The organism is Streptomyces sp. NPDC028298 (assembly GCF_055565895.1).
This window is the reverse complement of record NZ_JBVHTL010000005.1, coordinates 230,705-247,311: the sequence shown is the minus strand read 5'-3', so window position 1 is coordinate 247,311 and position 16,607 is coordinate 230,705. Positions and strand designations below refer to the sequence as shown.

Genomic DNA, 16,607 nt, shown 5'->3' with positions numbered 1-16,607 from the left:
TCCCAGTGCCGATGTCAGCTCCGGTGCCGGTCCCGATACCGGCTCCAGCACCGCGGCTGTGGCTGTGGCTGTGGCCGTGGCTGTGGCTGTGGCTGTGGCTCCAGATCAGCATGACCATGGACGTCTACACGCACGTGGTGGGCTCCGACGAACGGGACGCCGTGGTGCTTCTGGCTGAGCTGCTGGAAGACCCACTCATCGGTTAGCGCTGGGCACCCATCGCCGCCGCGAACCCCACCATCATCACGATCGACGCGAGCACCACGAGGAGGCATCCACCCATGAAGATCCAGCCGCAGGATGCCCGATCGAGCTTCCCGCGTTCATACGGATCGTCGTAGCGGGGATCGACTTCATCGGGATCCGTCATCGCGCCTCTTGGTTGATGTCAGCTGTAGATGTCAAAGGCCCCCGGTCCGAGTGGACCGGGGGCCTTTGCACTGGTGGGGCTAACAGGATTTGAACCTGTGGCCTCATCCTTATCAGGGATGCGCTCTAACCAACTGAGCTATAGCCCCGCCGCGCTTTGCGGTGTGTGTCCCGCGCGCTGACCTCTGAAGATTAGCGCACGACGCGGCCAGTCCCAAAATCGATAGTCGGAGGGCGTTTGAACGCGCCCTCACTCGTCCTCTGCGAGGGTCAGCTCCACGCCGCCGACGAAGCCGGCGGAGAGGTTGTAGATGAACGCCCCCAGGGTCGCCAGAGCGGTCGCGAGGACCACGTCGATGACCGCGATGACCGACGTGAACATCAGGACGTGCGGGAGCGAGAGGAACGACTGGAGGTCGAAGCCGTTGGACTCGTTCGACCCGGTCGCCTCGGAGATCGTGCCGCCGACGGTCGAGAAGACGCCCATCGCGTCCATGACCATCCACAGCACCGCCGCCGCCACGATCGTGCAGATGCCGAGCGCGATGGAGAGCAGGAAGCTGACCTTCATCACCGACCACGGGTCGGCCTTGGCCACCCGCAGCCGTGCCTTGCGCACCCGCGGCGTCGTGCGCGCGCCGGTGCGGGGCCTGCGGACCGCGCCCGCCGGCTGCTGCTGCGCCGGGTACGCCTGCGGCGGGTGATACGGCTGGGCGGGCTGCTGCGCGTGGCGCTCGCCCGGCAGCGGTGATGCCGCCGCCGGCGGTGCCCCCGGCGGCGTGCCCGGGGCCACCGGGGCCCCGGCCGGGGCCGCCTGCCCGCCCGCGTGCTGCTGGGCCTGCTGGCCTCGGGTGTCCGTCACAGTTCCCCCCTGGGATCCATGAGAGTCATGGGAGTCAGTCCCGTCCATGGCGGTGCCACGGCCGCCGTCCGTTTCCGTACCGGTCGATCCGGCGCCCGTGGCTCCACTCACGACGACTCACTCCTCGCGCTACTCGGCCGAGGACGGCTCGCCCTCTTCCGTACCGACGGCCTCGACGCCTTCGGCGGTCTCGTCCACGGCTTCGTCACCGTCGACCTCCTCCGCCTCCCGGCCGGCCTCGGCGTTACGAGCGATGCCGACCACGGCATCGCGCTTGCCCAGGTTGATCAGTTGGACGCCCATGGTGTCACGGCCCGTCTCCCTGACCTCGTTGACTCGCGTACGAATCACACCACCGGACAGTGTGATGGCGAGGATCTCGTCGGTCTCCTCGACCACCAGCGCGCCGACGAGGGACCCGCGGTCCTCGACGATCTTGGCGGCCTTGATTCCGAGGCCGCCGCGACCCTGGACGCGGTACTCGTCGACGGCGGTCCGCTTCGCGTACCCACCGTCTGTGGCAGTGAACACGAACGTACCGGGTCGAACAACATTCATCGAGAGAAGCTCGTCGCTCTCGCGGAAGCTCATCCCCTTGACGCCCGAGGTCGCACGGCCCATCGGTCGCAAGGCGTCATCCGTCGCCGTGAACCTGATCGACTGCGCCTTCTTGCTGATCAGAAGCAGATCATCCTCTGCGGAGACCAGCTCGGCTCCGATCAGTTCGTCGTCGGATCCGTCCTCCGTCTCGCGCAGGTTGATCGCGATGACACCCCCGGCACGGGGCGAATCGTAATCCTTGAGCGGCGTCTTCTTGACCAGTCCGCCCTTGGTGGCGAGCACCAGATACGGCGCGGCCTCGTAGTCGCGGATCGCGAGGATCTCGGCGATCGCCTCGTCCGGCTGGAAGGCCAGCAGGTTGGCGACGTGCTGTCCACGCGCGTCACGGCCGGCGTCCGGGAGCTCGTAGGCCTTGGCGCGGTAGACCCGGCCCTTGTTCGTGAAGAACAGCAGCCAGTGGTGCGTCGTCGACACGAAGAAGTGGTCGACGATGTCGTCCTGCTTCAGCTTCGTGCCGCGGACACCCTTGCCGCCCCGCTTCTGCGAGCGGTAGTCCTCCGTCTTGGTGCGCTTGATGTAGCCACCGCGCGTGATGGTGACGACGATGTCCTCTTCGGCGATCAGGTCCTCGATGGACATGTCACCGTCGAAGGGCACCAGCTTGGAGCGGCGGTCGTCGCCGAACTTCTCGACGATCGCGGCGAGCTCCTCGCTGATGATGCCGCGCTGGCGCACCGGCGAGGCGAGGATCTCGTTGTACTCGCGGATCTTGGCCTGGAGCTCGTCGTGCTCCTGGATGATCTTCTGACGCTCCAGGGCGGCCAGTCGGCGGAGCTGCATCTCGAGGATCGCGTTCGCCTGGATCTCGTCGATCTCCAGGAGGCCCATCAGGCCCTCTCGAGCGATCTCCACGGTGTCGCTGCGCCGGATGAGCGCGATGACCTCGTCGATGGCGTCCAGGGCCTTCAGGAGGCCGCGCAGGATGTGCGCGCGCTCCTCGGCCTTGCGCAGCCGGAACTTCGTCCGGCGGACGATGACCTCGATCTGGTGCGTCACCCAGTGGCGGATGAACGCGTCCAGGGAGAGGGTGCGCGGCACGCCGTCGACGAGCGCCAGCATGTTCGCGCCGAAGTTCGTCTGCAGGTCGGTGTGCTTGTAGAGGTTGTTCAGGACCACCTTGGCGACGGCGTCCCGCTTGAGGACGATCACGAGCCGCTGGCCGGTGCGCGAGCTGGTCTCGTCCCGGACGTCCGCGATGCCGCCGACCTTGCCGTCCTTGACGAGGTCGGCGATCTTCTGCGCGAGGTTGTCGGGGTTGACCTGGTACGGGAGTTCCGTGACCACCAGGCACTGGCGGTTCTGGATCTCCTCGACCTCGACGACCGCGCGCATCGTGATGGAGCCACGGCCCGTGCGGTACGCCTCCTCGATGCCCTTGCGGCCCACCACCAGGGCGCCGCTCGGGAAGTCGGGGCCCTTGATGCGCTCGATCAGCGCGTCCAGGAGCTCCTCGTGGGAGGCCTCGGGGTTCTCCAGGTACCACTGGGCACCGGCCGCGACCTCGCGCAGGTTGTGCGGCGGGATGTTGGTCGCCATGCCCACGGCGATACCGGCGGAGCCGTTGATCAGCAGGTTCGGGAAGCGGGCCGGCAGGACGGTCGGCTCCTGGGAGCGTCCGTCGTAGTTGTCCGTGAAGTCGACGGTCTCCTCGTCGATGTCGCGGACCATCTCCATGGACAGCGGCATCATCTTGCACTCGGTGTACCGCATCGCGGCCGCCGGGTCGTTGCCGGGAGATCCGAAGTTGCCGTTGGAGTCCACCAGCGGCATGCGCATCGACCACGGCTGCGCGAGGCGGACCAGCGCGTCGTAGATCGAGGAGTCGCCGTGCGGGTGGTAGTTGCCCATGACGTCGCCGACGACGCGGGCGCACTTGTAGAAGCCCTTCTCGGGCCGGTAGCCGCCGTCGTACATCGCGTACAGGACGCGGCGGTGGACGGGCTTGAGACCGTCCCGTACGTCGGGCAGGGCGCGCGACACGATGACGGACATCGCGTAGTCGAGGTACGAGCGCTGCATCTCCGTCTCGAGCCCGACGGGCTCGATGCGCAGGGCGATATCGCTCTCTTCGGGAATGCTGGGAATGTTCTCGTCGGCCATTGCTGGTGAAGATCCTTTCTGACGCGGTCAGCTGAGACCGACTCAGATGTCGAGGAAGCGGACGTCCTTGGCGTTGCGCTGGATGAACGCGCGGCGGGCCTCGACGTCCTCGCCCATGAGGACGGAGAAGAGGTCGTCGGCCTGGGCGGCGTCGTCGAGCGTGACCTGACCGAGGACGCGGTGCTCCTGGTCCATGGTCGTGATGCGCAGCTCCTCGGCGTTCATCTCACCGAGACCCTTGAACCGCTGGATCGAGTCCTCGCGGACGCGCTTGCCCGCCTGGCGGCCGAGTTCGATGAGGGCGTCGCGCTCGCGGTCCGAGTACGCGTACTCGAAGTCGTCCCGGCCCCACTTGATCTTGTAGAGCGGCGGACGGGAGAGGAACACGTGCCCGGCCTCGACCAGGGGCCGCATGAAGCGGAACAGGAAGGTCAGCAGCAGGGTGTTGATGTGCTGGCCGTCGACGTCGGCGTCCGCCATCAGAATGATCTTGTGATAGCGGAGCTTCTCGATGTCGAAGTCCTCGTGGACTCCGGTGCCGAAGGCGGAGATCAGCGCCTGGATCTCCTGGTTCTGCAGGATCTTGTCGATCCGCGCCTTCTCGACGTTGAGGATCTTTCCCCGGATCGGGAGGATCGCCTGGTACTGCGGGTTGCGGCCGGACTTGGCCGAGCCGCCGGCGGAGTCACCCTCGACGATGAAGATCTCGCACTTGGTGGGATCGTTCGACTGGCAGTCGGAGAGCTTGCCCGGCAGGGACGCCGACTCCAGGAGGCCCTTGCGGCGGGTGAGGTCACGCGCCTTGCGGGCCGCCACGCGCGCGGTGGCCGCCTGGATGGACTTGCGGATGATGTCCGCGGCCTCGTTCGGGTTGCGGTCCAGCCAGTCGTTGAGGTGTTCGTAGACCGCCTTCTGCACGAAGGTCTTGGCCTCCGTGTTGCCCAGCTTGGTCTTCGTCTGGCCCTCGAACTGAGGCTCGCTCAGCTTGACCGAGATGATCGCGGTCAGACCCTCGCGGATGTCGTCGCCCGTGAGGTTGTCGTCCTTCTCGCGGAGCAGCTTCTTGTCGCGCGCGTACTTGTTGATGAGGGAGGTCAGCGCCGCACGGAAGCCCTCCTCGTGCGTACCGCCCTCGTGGGTGTGGATGATGTTGGCGAAGGAGTACACGCCCTCGCTGTAGCCGCTGTTCCACTGCATCGCGACCTCGAGGGACAGGCTCTTGTCCTTGTCCTCCGCCTCCAGGTCGATGACGGTGGGGTGCACCGCGTCTCCCTTGCGGGAGTTGAGGTACTTCACGAAGTCGACGATGCCGCCTTCGTAGTGGTACGTGACGGTCTTGACCTCGGCCTTCTCGTCGGCGCCCGCCTCGTCGGCGCCGGAGGTGGCCTTCGCCGACTCGCGCTCGTCGGTGAGCTTGATCGTCAGGCCCTTGTTGAGGAACGCCATCTCCTGGAAGCGCCGCGAGAGCGTCTCGAAGGAGTACTCCGTGGTCTCGAAGATGTCCGCGTCGGCCCAGAAGGTGACCGACGTGCCGGTGTCGGCGATCGCCTCGTGCTGGGCCAGCGGGGCGGTCGGGACGCCCATCTTGTAGTCCTGCGTCCAGCGGTGGCCGTCCGTCCTGACCTCGACGGAGACCTTGCTCGACAGGGCGTTGACGACGGAGACACCGACGCCGTGCAGACCGCCGGAGACCGCGTATCCGCCGCCGCCGAACTTGCCGCCCGCGTGCAGCACGGTCAGCACGACCTCGAGGGCCGGCTTGCCCTCGGAGGCGACGATGCCCACCGGGATGCCGCGGCCGTTGTCGACGACGCGCACGCCGCCGTCCGGGAGGATCGTGACCTCGATCGTGTCCGCGTGGCCTGCCAGCGCCTCGTCGACCGAGTTGTCCACCACCTCGTACACCAGGTGGTGAAGTCCACGCTCACCGGTCGAGCCGATGTACATGCCAGGTCGCTTGCGGACCGCGTCCAGACCCTCGAGGACGGTGATGGCACTGGCGTCGTACGAGGATGTGACCTCGCCGTTCGCGCCGGCGTCGGTGGACGGGATGTTCTCGTTGGGGTTGCCGGAATCGGCCACGAAGCGCCCTTTCTGGCACAGCACAAGCCGAACTCCCGGCGGGTGGCCGGAGCGGCTGCGGCGTGTTGCGGTGGTAAGCCTTAGTCAGCGTTGCTCGGTGCGTCCCACTAGTGGGGCGGGATTAGCTTCCAGTCTACCGGTAGCGCTGACAGTGATGGGGGTTTGCCGGTACCTGAGTCCGCATGTGCCGCCCTGAACCGGTCTCGCCCGACTCCCCATATGCGGACCCGGGCCCAAAGAGGCTTACAGCGGCACTCAGCCCTTCCGAGTGTCAACCCCCGACTACTGACGGGTCAGGTCGCCGTCGACGGTCGCGCGCGGGCACCGGAGAAGGCCCGCCGGAGCCCGCCGAGCGGCGTCCCACCAGGTGGGGAACACCGCCTTCGGGCGGGCATGGACAGGCCTCTGACCAGCGATTATGGGTGGTTTTCCGAAACACCGGGGAGAGGGTGCCGGGGAGGCTCGCACCCTTCGGGCGAGGGCCGGCGAGCAGCCGCGCGAACATGGGGCCGACCACGGGCCGGTTCGGCGAAACGTTCGGACGCGCGGTGGTCGGTCGCCTCCCGTGCCGCGCGGCGGCGGCACACACCGCGGAGCGGGGCGCGGCAGGGCTCGGCCCGGCATCGGACGACGGCCGGAAATCGTCCATCGTCGACGGCCCGGGGCGCCCACGATCTCCCGGACGGACAGACAGGCGGTCGGCCGACTCGGCCGACACCCCCCGGCCCCAGTGGTCACCGGCCTCGGCGCACTGCGCGGCCTGGGTGGTCGCCCGCCTCGGCGGACCGCGCGGTCCGACCGCTCACCCGGCGCCGCCGGTCACCCGTAGGTGTCGCCGGGCCCCTTGCTGCCCGGGGCGCGCAGCGGCCCGTAGCGGCGGGTGGGGCCCGTGGGCCCCTGGACCTTGATCAGGCGCACGGTGCCGTGCCCGAGGTCCTGGTTGAGCCGCGCGACGAGCTGCGGCGCCAGGAGGCGGAGCTGGGTGGCCCACGCGGTCGAGTCGCACTGCACGGTGAGCACCCGCTCGGACGGGTCGTCGTCGTAGCGCAGGGGAACGCAGTGCTTGGCCAGGTCGTCGCCGACGATCTCCGGCCAGCGGCCCATCACGCCGCCCACCGCGGCCGGGGTCTCCCAGCCGCGCTCGGTGAGCAGCCGGTTGATCGCGGAGCCGAGCGCCATGGGGTCGCGCCCGTCGGCTCCCGAACCGGAGCGCAGACCGCCGCCGCGACGCGCCTGCTTCTTCTGCTGGGCCGCGTCCCCACGCGCGCGTGCCTGTTCCTTCGCGGCACGCAGCGCCACGCGCGCGAGGTCGACGCCGGACGGCTCCGGGGTCTTCTTGCGGGGCGCGGCGCCCTCGGCACCGGCTCCCGGTGTGTTCTCCGTCATAGGCGCTCCACCGTGCCTTCGGACACGGCGTACCGCGCCCCGGTCAGGACATCCGGTACGTCGTCGTCCACGGCGGCGGTCACGAGGACCTGCTCACCGGGGGCGACGAGCTCCGCGAGGCGCTCGCGTCGGCGGCTGTCCAGCTCCGCGAACACGTCGTCGAGGACCAGCACCGGCTCGTTGCCCTCGGCCCTGAGCAGGTCGTACGAGGCGAGGCGCAGCGAGAGCGCGTAGGACCAGGACTCGCCGTGCGAGGCGTACCCCTTGGCGGGCAGCTGGCCGAGCTTGAGGACGAGATCGTCCCGGTGGGGACCCACGAGCGTCACCCCGCGTTCGATCTCCGCCTTGCGGGCCTCCTCCATGGCGGTCATGAGCTGTCCGTGGAGCTCCTCGCGGGCGTGGCCGACGACGCCGGGCGAGGACGCCCTGTACTCCAGGGCGAGGGGGCCGCCGCCGGGCGCGAGCTGCTCGTACGCCTTGTCGGCGAGCGGCTGGAGCGCGGCGACCAGGTCGAGCCGCTGGGCCATCAGCTCGGCGCCCACGCGCGCGAGGTGCTGGTCCCACACGTCGAGCGTGGACAGGTCCATGGTGCGGCCGCCGTGCCGGCGGGCCAGCGCGGCGGACTTCAGGAGGGTGTTGCGCTGTTTGAGGACCCGGTCGTAGTCGGACCGGACACCGGCCATGCGCGGGGAGCGGGCGGTGATCAGTTCGTCGAGGAACCGGCGGCGCTCCCCGGGATCGCCCTTGATGAGGGCGAGGTCCTCGGGCGCGAACAGGACGGTTCGTACGATGCCGAGGACGTCACGGGGCCTGACCTGGGAGGACCTGTTGATGCGGGCACGGTTGGCCTTGCCCGGGTTCAGCTCCAGCTCGATGAGCTGCTGGCGCTCTCCCTGGCGGACGTTGGCCCGGATGATCGCCCGGTCGGCGCCCATGCGTACCAGCGGCGCGTCCGAGGAGACGCGGTGGCTGCCGAGGGTCGCGAGATAGCCGACGGCCTCGACCAGGTTCGTCTTGCCCTGTCCGTTGGGCCCCACGAACGCGGTGACGCCCGGGTCGAGCGGGACCTCGACCCGGGCGTACGAGCGGTAGTCGGCCAGCGACAGATGCGTGACGTGCATGGTCGTTCGCCGACCTCCCCCAGCGTGGTGTTTCGGGTGTTGCGGGTTCTCCCCGGGGTCCGTGCGGACCCCGGTCCTCAGGTTCTTCCCCCGGCTGTGGACAACCGGGTCACCCCGGGTGTGGAGAACCCGGGGCCTCGATCAGGCCTTCTCGACGGCGTGGCCGCCGAACTGGTTGCGCAGTGCCGCGATCATCTTCATCTGCGGCGAGTCGTCCTGCCGCGAGGCGAAGCGGGCGAAGAGCGACGCGGTGATCGCGGGCAGCGGCACCGCGTGGTCGATGGCGGCCTCCACCGTCCACCGGCCCTCGCCGGAGTCCTGCGCGAAGCCCTTGAGCTTCTCCAGGTGCTCGTCCTCGTCCAGGGCGTTGACGGCGAGGTCGAGCAGCCAGGAGCGGATGACCGTGCCTTCCTGCCAGGAACGGAAGACCTCGCGCACGTCCGTGACGGAGTCGACCTTCTCGAGCAGTTCCCAGCCCTCGGCGTAAGCCTGCATCATCGCGTACTCGATGCCGTTGTGGACCATCTTCGCGAAGTGGCCCGCGCCGACCTTGCCGGCGTGCACGGCTCCGAAGTCGCCCTCGGGCTTGAGGGCGTCGAAGATCGGCTGCACCGCGGCGACGTGCTCGGCGTGGCCGCCGTACATCAGCGCGTAGCCGTTCTCCAGGCCCCAGACACCGCCGGAGACACCGCAGTCGACGAAGCCGATGCCCTTGATGCCCAGCTCGACGGCGTGCTTCTCGTCGTCCGTCCAGCGCGAGTTGCCGCCGTCCACGACGACGTCACCAGGCTCCAGCAGGGCGGCCAGCTCGTCGACGGTGGACTGGGTCGCGGCGCCCGCGGGGACCATGACCCACACCACGCGCGGGCCCTTGAGCTTGCCCACAAGTTCTTCCAGGCTGTGGACATCGGCGAGGTCCGGGTTGCGGTCGTATCCGATGACGGTGTGACCTGCGCGGCGGATCCGCTCGCGCATGTTGCCGCCCATCTTGCCGAGGCCGACGAGACCGAGCTCCATCAGTTGTTCCTTAGGGGTTGCGACGTGGCGTGAGGGCACTCTCGTACCTGGGTCCGAGCCTAGACCGGGGGGTACCACCCACGCCTTTCGGGCACCGGTGGAAACTCACGCACATCTGTGGGCATACCCGCTCAGACGTATGCCCGCCCGCGGTGTGCCCGCCGGCCCCGAGGACCGCCGGCCCCGAGGACCGCCGGCCCCGAGGACCGGCGGGCCGCGAGGTCAGCCGGACAGGCGCACCGGCATGATCAGGTACTTGTAGGCCTCGTCCGCCTCGGCGTCCACGGCGGGCTTGCCGCTGAGCAGCGCCGGCTTCGTGGACGTCGTGAAGGAGAGCTGGGCCACCGGGGAGTCGATGGCGCTCAGGCCGTCGAGCAGGAACGTCGGGTTGAAGGCGATCGAGACGTCGTCGCCCTCGAGCTGGGCGTCGACCCTTTCCACAGCCTGTGCGTCGTCGCTGGAACCGGCCTCCAGGATCAGCACGCCCTGCTCGAAGCTCAGCCGCACGGGGGTGTTGCGCTCGGCGACCAGGGCCACACGCTTGACGGCCTCCACGAAGGGGGCGGTCTCGATGACGGCGACCGAGTTGAACTCCGTCGGGAACAGCGAGCGGTACTTCGGGAGGTCGCCTTCGAGCAGACGGGTGGTCGTACGACGCCCGGCGCCCTCGAAGCCGATGAGTCCCTCGCCCGCGCCGGAGCCGGACAGCGCCAGGATCACGCTGTCGCCGCCCGTGAGGGCCTTGGCGGTGTCCAGGAGCGTCTTGGCGGGCACCAGGGCGACCGCGGACGCCTCGGGGTTCTCCGGCTTCCACAGGAACTCACGGACCGCGAAGCGGTACCGGTCGGTGGACGCCAGGGTGACCTTGTCGCCCTCGATCTCGATGCGCACACCGGTGAGCACCGGGAGCGTGTCGTCGCGCCCGGCGGCGATGGCCACCTGGGCGGCGGCGGAGGCGAAGACCTCACCGGGGACGGTGCCGGTCGCGGACGGCATCTGGGGCAGTGCCGGGTACTCCTCCACAGGCAGGGTGTGGAGTGTGAACCGCGAGGAGCCGCAGACCACGGTCGCCCGTACACCGTCTGTGGAAATCTCCACCGGCCGGTTGGGGAGCGCGCGGCAGATGTCCGCGAGGAGGCGGCCGGACACGAGGACCGTGCCCTCCTCGTCGATCTCCGCGTCCACGGAGACCCGGGCCGAGACCTCGTAGTCGAAGCTGGAGAGGCTCAGCGCGCCCTCTTCGGCCTTCAGAAGGAGGCCGGCGAGGACAGGAGCCGGCGGACGGGCCGGGAGGCTGCGTGCCGCCCAGGCCACTGCCTCCGCGAGTACGTCGCGTTCCACCCGGATCTTCACCGTTGCCGCCTCCGTCTGTTGCCGGCGCTCTCGCCCTGCTGGCCTTCGTCGTCTGACTCGGTGTCGTCCCGACTGGTTCGGGGAAGGACACCGGGGACCAGTCTGACGCACCGCGCTGACAGTCGTTGCCCCTCGGGGTCAAGTCGTGCCGAGCGGCAGTCGAGCCGCCGAGGGCAAGTTGTGCACAGCCCCCACTTCGAAACGATTCCCAGGCTCTCTCTAGTTGGTCTTAGTAGTAGGGCCTGTGGATACCGTGGATAACCCCGTTTTCGCAGCTCAGAGGCGATTTTTTGTCCACCGACCCTGTGGGTGGAGGCGGTGGACAACTCGGGGTCTCTGTGGAGAACAAAAAGTTCTGCACACTCGGTCCACAGCCGGGGGCGACTTCTCCCCAGCATCGTCCCCAGCTTTACCCCCGTTCCCCACAGGCCAATCCGGCACCTCGGTGTGACGCCTTTCACTCGACGCGGTGAGATGGCGCGGCGGGTTGCCGAACAGTGGACAGGCATGTGGAGAAGCTGGGGATCGCTGGGGACAACCGGCCCCAGCCTGTGGGTCGCCGGTGGACAACTTGGTGCACAGCCTGTGGATCTTCTCTTCGTCCACAGCCTGTGGAGAGTCTTCATCCACGAATCCACAGGCGGCTGACCTGGTCTGATGACCTTTCAACAGTGCTACCTGTGGAAACGATCTGGACAACTTCCCAGTCCCCAGGATGTGGAAGGAAAAAAGTCACCACATCTGTGGAGAGTGGCCGTAACCCGGCTCGGATTCGAACAGCAGATGTCGGATCGGTAGCGCCGATGACGGGCCCGGAACCCCCGGAAGCCGGCTCCAGAGCCCCCTGAACCCGGCCCCGGAGCTCTCGGGAGGCGGCTCCGGGGCCCGCGGGAGGCGGCTCCGGAGCCCACGGAGAGAACCCTGGGCATCCTCGTGGAGCGTGTGAACCGGTGCGGAACAGGGGCGTGCGCCGAGGGCGGGAAGACGGAACGGGAGCGGGAAACAAGAGCCGGAAGGGACCGAGGGAACGGCGAAGGGGGCCAAGGACGATGTCCCTGGCCCCCTTCGGGCGGTCTTGCTCCGCGGGCCGGCGCCGGCCCGCGTCAGCCGTTCTTGATGCGGTTCGTGAGCTCGGTGACCTGGTTGTAGATGGAGCGGCGCTCGGCCATCAGCGCGCGGATCTTGCGGTCCGCGTGCATCACCGTCGTGTGGTCGCGGCCGCCGAACTGCGCTCCGATCTTCGGCAGCGACAGATCCGTGAGCTCACGGCACAGGTACATGGCGATCTGCCGCGCCGTCACCAGCACCCGGCTGCGCGAGGACCCGCACAGATCGTCCACCGTGAGCCCGAAGTAGTCGGCGGTGGACGCCATGATCGCGGTCGCCGTGATCTCGGGGGCCGAGTCCTCGCCGCCGGGGATCAGGTCCTTGAGGACGATCTCCGTCAGACCGAGGTCCACCGGCTGCCGGTTGAGCGACGCGAACGCCGTCACCCGGATCAGCGCGCCCTCCAGCTCGCGGATGTTGCGCGAGATCCGGGACGCGATGAACTCCAGCACCTCCGGCGGGGCGTTGAGCTGCTCCTGGACCGCCTTCTTGCGGAGGATGGCGATACGGGTCTCCAGCTCGGGCGGCTGGACGTCGGTGATCAGACCCCACTCGAAGCGGTTGCGCAGCCGGTCCTCCAGGGTGACGAGCTGCTTGGGCGGCCGGTCGCTGGAGAGCACGATCTGCTTGTTCGCGTTGTGCAGGGTGTTGAAGGTGTGGAAGAACTCCTCCTGCGTCGACTCCTTGTCCGCGAGGAACTGGATGTCGTCGACGAGCAGGATGTCCATCTCCCGGTACCGCTTGCGGAAGCTGTCGCCCTTGCCGTCGCGGATGGAGTTGATGAACTCGTTGGTGAACTCCTCCGAGCTCACGTACCGCACCCGGGTGCCCGGGTAGAGGCTGCGCGCGTAGTGCCCGATCGCGTGCAGCAGGTGCGTCTTGCCGAGTCCCGACTCCCCGTAGATGAAGAGGGGGTTGTACGCCTTCGCCGGCGCCTCGGCGACGGCCACGGCGGCCGCGTGCGCGAAGCGGTTCGAGGCGCCGATCACGAACGTGTCGAAGAGGTACTTCGGGTTCAGCCGGGCGGTGGGCTCGCCAGGGGCCGACGCGGGCTGCCCGGACTTCGAACCGGGGGCACCGCCCGTGGACGGCAGCGAGGGGACGCCCCTGCGGCCCTGGCCGCCGTCGGCGGGGTCCTGCAGATCGCGGCGGTCGGAGCGCTGGTCGTAGTCGGGGCGCTGCTGCTCGTAGGACGGGCGCTCCACCGACTGCGGCCGGTAGTCCTGCTGCGGCGAGGCGTAGGGGTCGCGCTCGGGGAAGCCGAGGCGCTGCTGCTGCCAGCCGTAGTCGTCCTGGGAGTGGCGCGGCCACGCGCCCGGCTCCGGACGCTGGTAGTCCGGGTACGCGGGACGGGCGGTCGGGAGCTGGTCGCCGGGGGCACCGGGCAGCGGCTCGGCGCGCCCGCCGCGGTGGTCGTCGGCGCGGTGGCGGCCGTAGCCCTCGTAGCCGTCGCGACGGGAGTTGTACGGAGCACGCTCCTCGCGGCCCTGCGGTTCGTACCCGCCGCGGTCGTCACGGCCCTGGCCGGCGTCGTAGCCGCCCCGCTCGTCCCGTCCCTGGCCCTCGTAGGCCCCGCGGTCGTCCCGGGACTGTGCGCCGCCGTCGTAGCCGCCGCGGTCCTCACGGCCCTGGTTCTCGTACGGGTCGCGGCCCTGGGCCGGTCCGGCGGGGAGCTCGGGCTCCTCGTAGCGGGGCGGTGCGGGCACGGAGGGCTCGCCCGCGGAGTCGTCGACGGTGATGGCGATCCGGATGGGGCGCCCGCACTCGCGGCTCAGCGACTCGCTGACGATCGGGGCGAGCCGGCCTTCCAGTACGTTCTTGGCGAACTCGTTGGGGACGGCGAGCAGGGCGGTGTCCGCGACGAGGGCCAGCGGCTGGCACCGCTTGATCCAGTGCTCGTCCTTCCCCTCGACACCCTGCCCGCGGCCCTCACCCAGCAGTTGTTCCAGTACGCGTGGCCACACTGCGGCAAGATCGGCAGGTACGTCAGCCACGGGGCACGCTCTCTCACGGGTCCCACGAACGTGTGGTTCTGGGAACAGGTTGGGAAGTCAGTCGCTTGGGGCGGGGGGAACAAAACCGCTGGGGCGGCGAGAAGGGAACGAATCGGAGTTCAGCCACGGTAGTCAGGGCGACGGGTGCGGTTCAAGTTGTTGTCCCCAGCCTGTGGATAGTGTCCCCCGCCGGAGGTTGGTTTGACCGGATGGCGTAGCCGCGCGTACCGTAACCAGGTCGAGTTGTCGATGGCTGCTGCCGCCTGCCTCCGATGGGCACAGATCGCGAAGAGCGATTGGGAAGCGGTGCACTCGGGCGTAATGCGAGTTTCCTCGTGGGCGCACGGTGACAGCCAGGACGGCACCCCGCCACCACCGATTCTTTCTGGAGCCCCCGAGTGAGCAAGCGCACCTTCCAGCCGAACAACCGTCGTCGCGCCAAGACCCACGGCTTCCGCCTGCGGATGCGCACCCGTGCCGGCCGCGCGATTCTCGCGAACCGCCGTGGCAAGGGTCGCGCCAGCCTGTCCGCCTGATTACTCACAGGTCATGATCTCGTGCTGCCTACCGAGCATCGGCTGAGGCGGCGCGAGGACTTCGCGACCGCGGTACGCCGAGGACGCCGGGCCGGACGCCCGCTTCTCGTCGTCCATCTACGTAGCGGTGCAACGGACCCGCACGCGCCTGGGGAGAGCGCTCCCTCGACGCGTGCGGGTTTCGTCGTGAGCAAAGCCGTGGGAGGAGCGGTCGTCCGCAACAAGGTGAAGCGCAGACTTCGCCATCTGATGCGCGACCGAGTCGCCCTGTTGCCCCCCGGTAGCCTGGTAGTCGTACGAGCGCTGCCCGGTGCGGGTGACGCCGACCATGAAGAGCTGGCCCGAGACCTGGATGCCGCCCTGCAGCGGCTGCTGGGAGGGGGCGCGCGATGAAGTACCCACTGCTTGCGCTCATCAAGCTGTACCAGTGGACGATCAGCCCGTTGCTCGGGCCGGTCTGCAAGTACTACCCGTCGTGCTCCCGATACGGCTACACAGCCATCGACCGGCACGGTGCGATCAAGGGAACGGCACTAACCGCCTGGCGCATCCTCCGGTGCAATCCGTGGTCGCTCGGCGGTGTGGACCATGTACCGCCACGCAAGCGTCCGCGGTGGCACGAATTGCTGCGTAACGCCTGGCGTGCACGCAGGGGCGGGACCTCCGCCGCCGAACCGGCCATCGGGGAGCCCACTGCCCCGAGCCCGGCCGCCGAGACCCCGTCCCATGCTCAAGGAGCTTGATTAGTGGACACGATTGCCAGTCTTTTCAGCTTCATCACGACACCCGTTTCCTGGGTCATCGTCCAGTTCCACACGGTGTACGGCCACATTTTCGGCCCTGACACCGGGTGGGCCTGGGGCTTGTCCATCGTGTCCCTGGTGATTCTGATCCGCATCTGCCTGATCCCGCTCTTCGTGAAGCAGATCAAGGCGACCCGGGCCATGCAGACGCTGCAGCCCGAGATGAAGAAGATCCAGGAGCGCTACAAGAACGACAAACAGCGCCAGTCCGAAGAGATGATGAAGCTGTACAAGGACGCGGGCACCAACCCGCTCTCCTCGTGCCTTCCCATCCTGGCGCAGTCGCCGTTCTTCTTCGCCCTGTACCACGTGCTCAACGGCATCGCGTCGGGCGAGACCGTGGGTGTCATCAACCAGAGCCTCCTGGAGAGCGCGCAGAAGGCGCACATCTTCGGCGCCCCGCTGGCCGCGAAGTTCCTGGACAGCGCGGCGACCGTCGAGAAGCTCGGCGCCTCGCTGACCGACGTCCGTGTCGTCACCGCGATCATGATCGTGCTGATGTCGGGGTCGCAGTTCTACACGCAGCGCCAGCTGATGACCAAGAACGTCGACACGACGGTGAAGACGCCGTTCATGCAGCAGCAGAAGATGCTGATGTACGTCTTCCCGATCATGTTCGCCTTCTTCGGTATCCGCTTCCCCGTCGGTGTCCTCATCTACTGGCTGACCACCAACGTGTGGACCATGGGCCAGCAGATGTACGTCATCCGCAACAACCCGACCCCGGGCTCGAAGGCTCAGGCCGCGTACCTGGAGCGCCTGCAGAAGCACGTCACGACGCACGGCAAGACGCGTGGCCGGGGTGAGAAGGCCATCGTGAAGGCCATCGTCGCCAAGGGCCGCGACCGCAACGAGTTCGAGCGCAAGTTCATCACCGGCCTCACCAAGGCGGGCCTCGTGGCCCAGCCCGACGGCGCCGTGCTGGTCGGCGAGAACACGACGGTCATCGAGTCCGAGGACGGCACCACGACCACCGCGGCCGCCGTTCCCAAGCGTCAGCAGCCCAAGCGCCAGACCAAGGCGCAGCGTCAGTCGGGTGCGGCGTCCAGCAGCGCGCCGGCCGACGACGCGGAGCCGAAGACGTCGCTGAGCAAGTCCGAAGAGCCGCAGGACGCCAAGCCCTCCGCCGCTGCCAAGCCGGCCTCCGGGGGCGGCAACAAGCCCGGTACCGGCGCCCGCAGCAAGGCCCAGTCCGGACAGCGCAAGGGCCCGCAGCGGCCCAAGTCCCCGTCCAAGAAGTAAGAAGGAGTCCATCC

Annotated in this window: 14 protein-coding genes and 1 tRNA gene; 5 read left to right on the top strand and 10 right to left on the bottom strand. The window is 68.6% G+C overall.

Annotated features, from left to right (window positions below; genetic code table 11):
• Positions 1 to 11: 11 nt before the first annotated feature.
• Positions 12 to 206, top strand: a complete 195-nt coding sequence (locus ACZ4TO_RS23795; protein WP_468025151.1) for a hypothetical protein — start codon at positions 12 to 14, stop codon at positions 204 to 206.
• On the opposite strand, the gene ACZ4TO_RS23790 is transcribed toward ACZ4TO_RS23795, so the two are convergent.
• From ACZ4TO_RS23790 to dnaA, 10 genes are all read right to left on the bottom strand, one after another.
• Positions 203 to 370, bottom strand: coding sequence for a hypothetical protein (locus ACZ4TO_RS23790; protein ID WP_382783335.1), 168 nt, complete (start codon positions 368 to 370; stop codon positions 203 to 205). The genes ACZ4TO_RS23795 and ACZ4TO_RS23790 overlap by 4 nt on opposite strands.
• A gap of 71 nt (positions 371 to 441) precedes the next feature.
• Positions 442 to 518: transfer RNA gene (locus tag ACZ4TO_RS23785), tRNA-Ile, on the bottom strand.
• A gap of 101 nt (positions 519 to 619) precedes the next feature.
• Positions 620 to 1,342, bottom strand: coding sequence for a DUF3566 domain-containing protein (locus ACZ4TO_RS23780; RefSeq protein WP_468025150.1), 723 nt, complete (start codon positions 1,340 to 1,342; stop codon positions 620 to 622).
• 18 nt (positions 1,343 to 1,360) lie between these two features.
• On the bottom strand, positions 1,361 to 3,952 hold the full coding sequence (gene gyrA, locus ACZ4TO_RS23775; protein WP_382783330.1) for a DNA gyrase subunit A: 2,592 nt from the start codon (positions 3,950 to 3,952) through the stop codon (positions 1,361 to 1,363).
• A 42-nt stretch (positions 3,953 to 3,994) separates the two neighbouring features.
• A complete protein-coding gene (gene gyrB / locus ACZ4TO_RS23770) occupies positions 3,995 to 6,058 on the bottom strand; it encodes a DNA topoisomerase (ATP-hydrolyzing) subunit B (RefSeq protein ID WP_468025149.1) in 2,064 nt (687 codons plus the stop codon).
• Between the two features lie 795 nt (positions 6,059 to 6,853).
• Positions 6,854 to 7,420: a DciA family protein gene (locus ACZ4TO_RS23765; RefSeq protein WP_382783326.1), complete on the bottom strand. Its 567-nt coding sequence runs from the start codon at positions 7,418 to 7,420 to the stop codon at positions 6,854 to 6,856.
• A complete protein-coding gene (gene recF / locus ACZ4TO_RS23760; RefSeq protein WP_382783322.1) occupies positions 7,417 to 8,541 on the bottom strand; it encodes a DNA replication/repair protein RecF in 1,125 nt (374 codons plus the stop codon). Before recF ends, ACZ4TO_RS23765 begins: the two co-directional genes overlap by 4 nt.
• Positions 8,542 to 8,682: 141 nt before the next feature.
• On the bottom strand, positions 8,683 to 9,558 hold the full coding sequence (gnd, locus tag ACZ4TO_RS23755) for a phosphogluconate dehydrogenase (NAD(+)-dependent, decarboxylating) (protein WP_382783318.1): 876 nt from the start codon (positions 9,556 to 9,558) through the stop codon (positions 8,683 to 8,685).
• Positions 9,559 to 9,780: 222 nt separating this feature from the next.
• The gene (gene dnaN / locus ACZ4TO_RS23750) at positions 9,781 to 10,911 is read right to left on the bottom strand and encodes a DNA polymerase III subunit beta (RefSeq protein WP_037614956.1); all 1,131 of its coding nucleotides are present in this window, start codon (positions 10,909 to 10,911) and stop codon (positions 9,781 to 9,783) included.
• 1,103 nt (positions 10,912 to 12,014) lie between these two features.
• The gene (gene dnaA / locus ACZ4TO_RS23745; protein ID WP_382783314.1) at positions 12,015 to 14,012 is read right to left on the bottom strand and encodes a chromosomal replication initiator protein DnaA; all 1,998 of its coding nucleotides are present in this window, start codon (positions 14,010 to 14,012) and stop codon (positions 12,015 to 12,017) included.
• Between the two features lie 398 nt (positions 14,013 to 14,410).
• Here dnaA and rpmH point away from each other — a divergent pair, with 398 nt between their 5' ends.
• Genes rpmH through yidC form a run of 4 tightly spaced genes read left to right on the top strand, consistent with a single transcriptional unit; the run spans position 14,411 to position 16,593 of the window.
• Positions 14,411 to 14,548 carry a 50S ribosomal protein L34 gene (gene rpmH / locus ACZ4TO_RS23740; protein WP_006381191.1) on the top strand — a complete coding sequence of 46 codons (138 nt, stop codon included), beginning with the start codon at positions 14,411 to 14,413 and terminating at the stop codon, positions 14,546 to 14,548.
• Positions 14,549 to 14,569: 21 nt separating this feature from the next.
• Positions 14,570 to 14,941, top strand: a complete 372-nt coding sequence (gene rnpA / locus ACZ4TO_RS23735) for a ribonuclease P protein component (RefSeq protein WP_382783311.1) — start codon at positions 14,570 to 14,572, stop codon at positions 14,939 to 14,941.
• Positions 14,938 to 15,291, top strand: a complete 354-nt coding sequence (yidD, locus tag ACZ4TO_RS23730; protein WP_355768753.1) for a membrane protein insertion efficiency factor YidD — start codon at positions 14,938 to 14,940, stop codon at positions 15,289 to 15,291. The genes rnpA and yidD overlap by 4 nt, the downstream gene beginning before the upstream one ends.
• 3 nt (positions 15,292 to 15,294) lie before the next feature.
• Entirely contained in the window at positions 15,295 to 16,593 is a 1,299-nt protein-coding gene (yidC, locus tag ACZ4TO_RS23725) for a membrane protein insertase YidC (protein ID WP_382783306.1), read from the top strand.
• The last annotated feature ends 14 nt before the right edge of the window (positions 16,594 to 16,607 follow it).

Bases quoted from the DNA above. Each gene is read 5' to 3' on its own strand.
- ACZ4TO_RS23795 (WP_468025151.1), top strand. From the start codon at position 12: ATGTCAGCTCCGGTGCCGGTCCCGATACCGGCTCCAGCACCGCGGCTG.
- ACZ4TO_RS23790 (WP_382783335.1), bottom strand. From the start codon at position 370: ATGACGGATCCCGATGAAGTCGATCCCCGCTACGACGATCCGTATGAA.
- gyrA (WP_382783330.1), bottom strand. From the start codon at position 3,952: ATGGCCGACGAGAACATTCCCAGCATTCCCGAAGAGAGCGATATCGCC.
- ACZ4TO_RS23765 (WP_382783326.1), bottom strand. From the start codon at position 7,420: ATGACGGAGAACACACCGGGAGCCGGTGCCGAGGGCGCCGCGCCCCGC.
- recF (WP_382783322.1), bottom strand. From the start codon at position 8,541: ATGCACGTCACGCATCTGTCGCTGGCCGACTACCGCTCGTACGCCCGG.
- gnd (WP_382783318.1), bottom strand. From the start codon at position 9,558: ATGGAGCTCGGTCTCGTCGGCCTCGGCAAGATGGGCGGCAACATGCGC.
- yidD (WP_355768753.1), top strand. From the start codon at position 14,938: ATGAAGTACCCACTGCTTGCGCTCATCAAGCTGTACCAGTGGACGATC.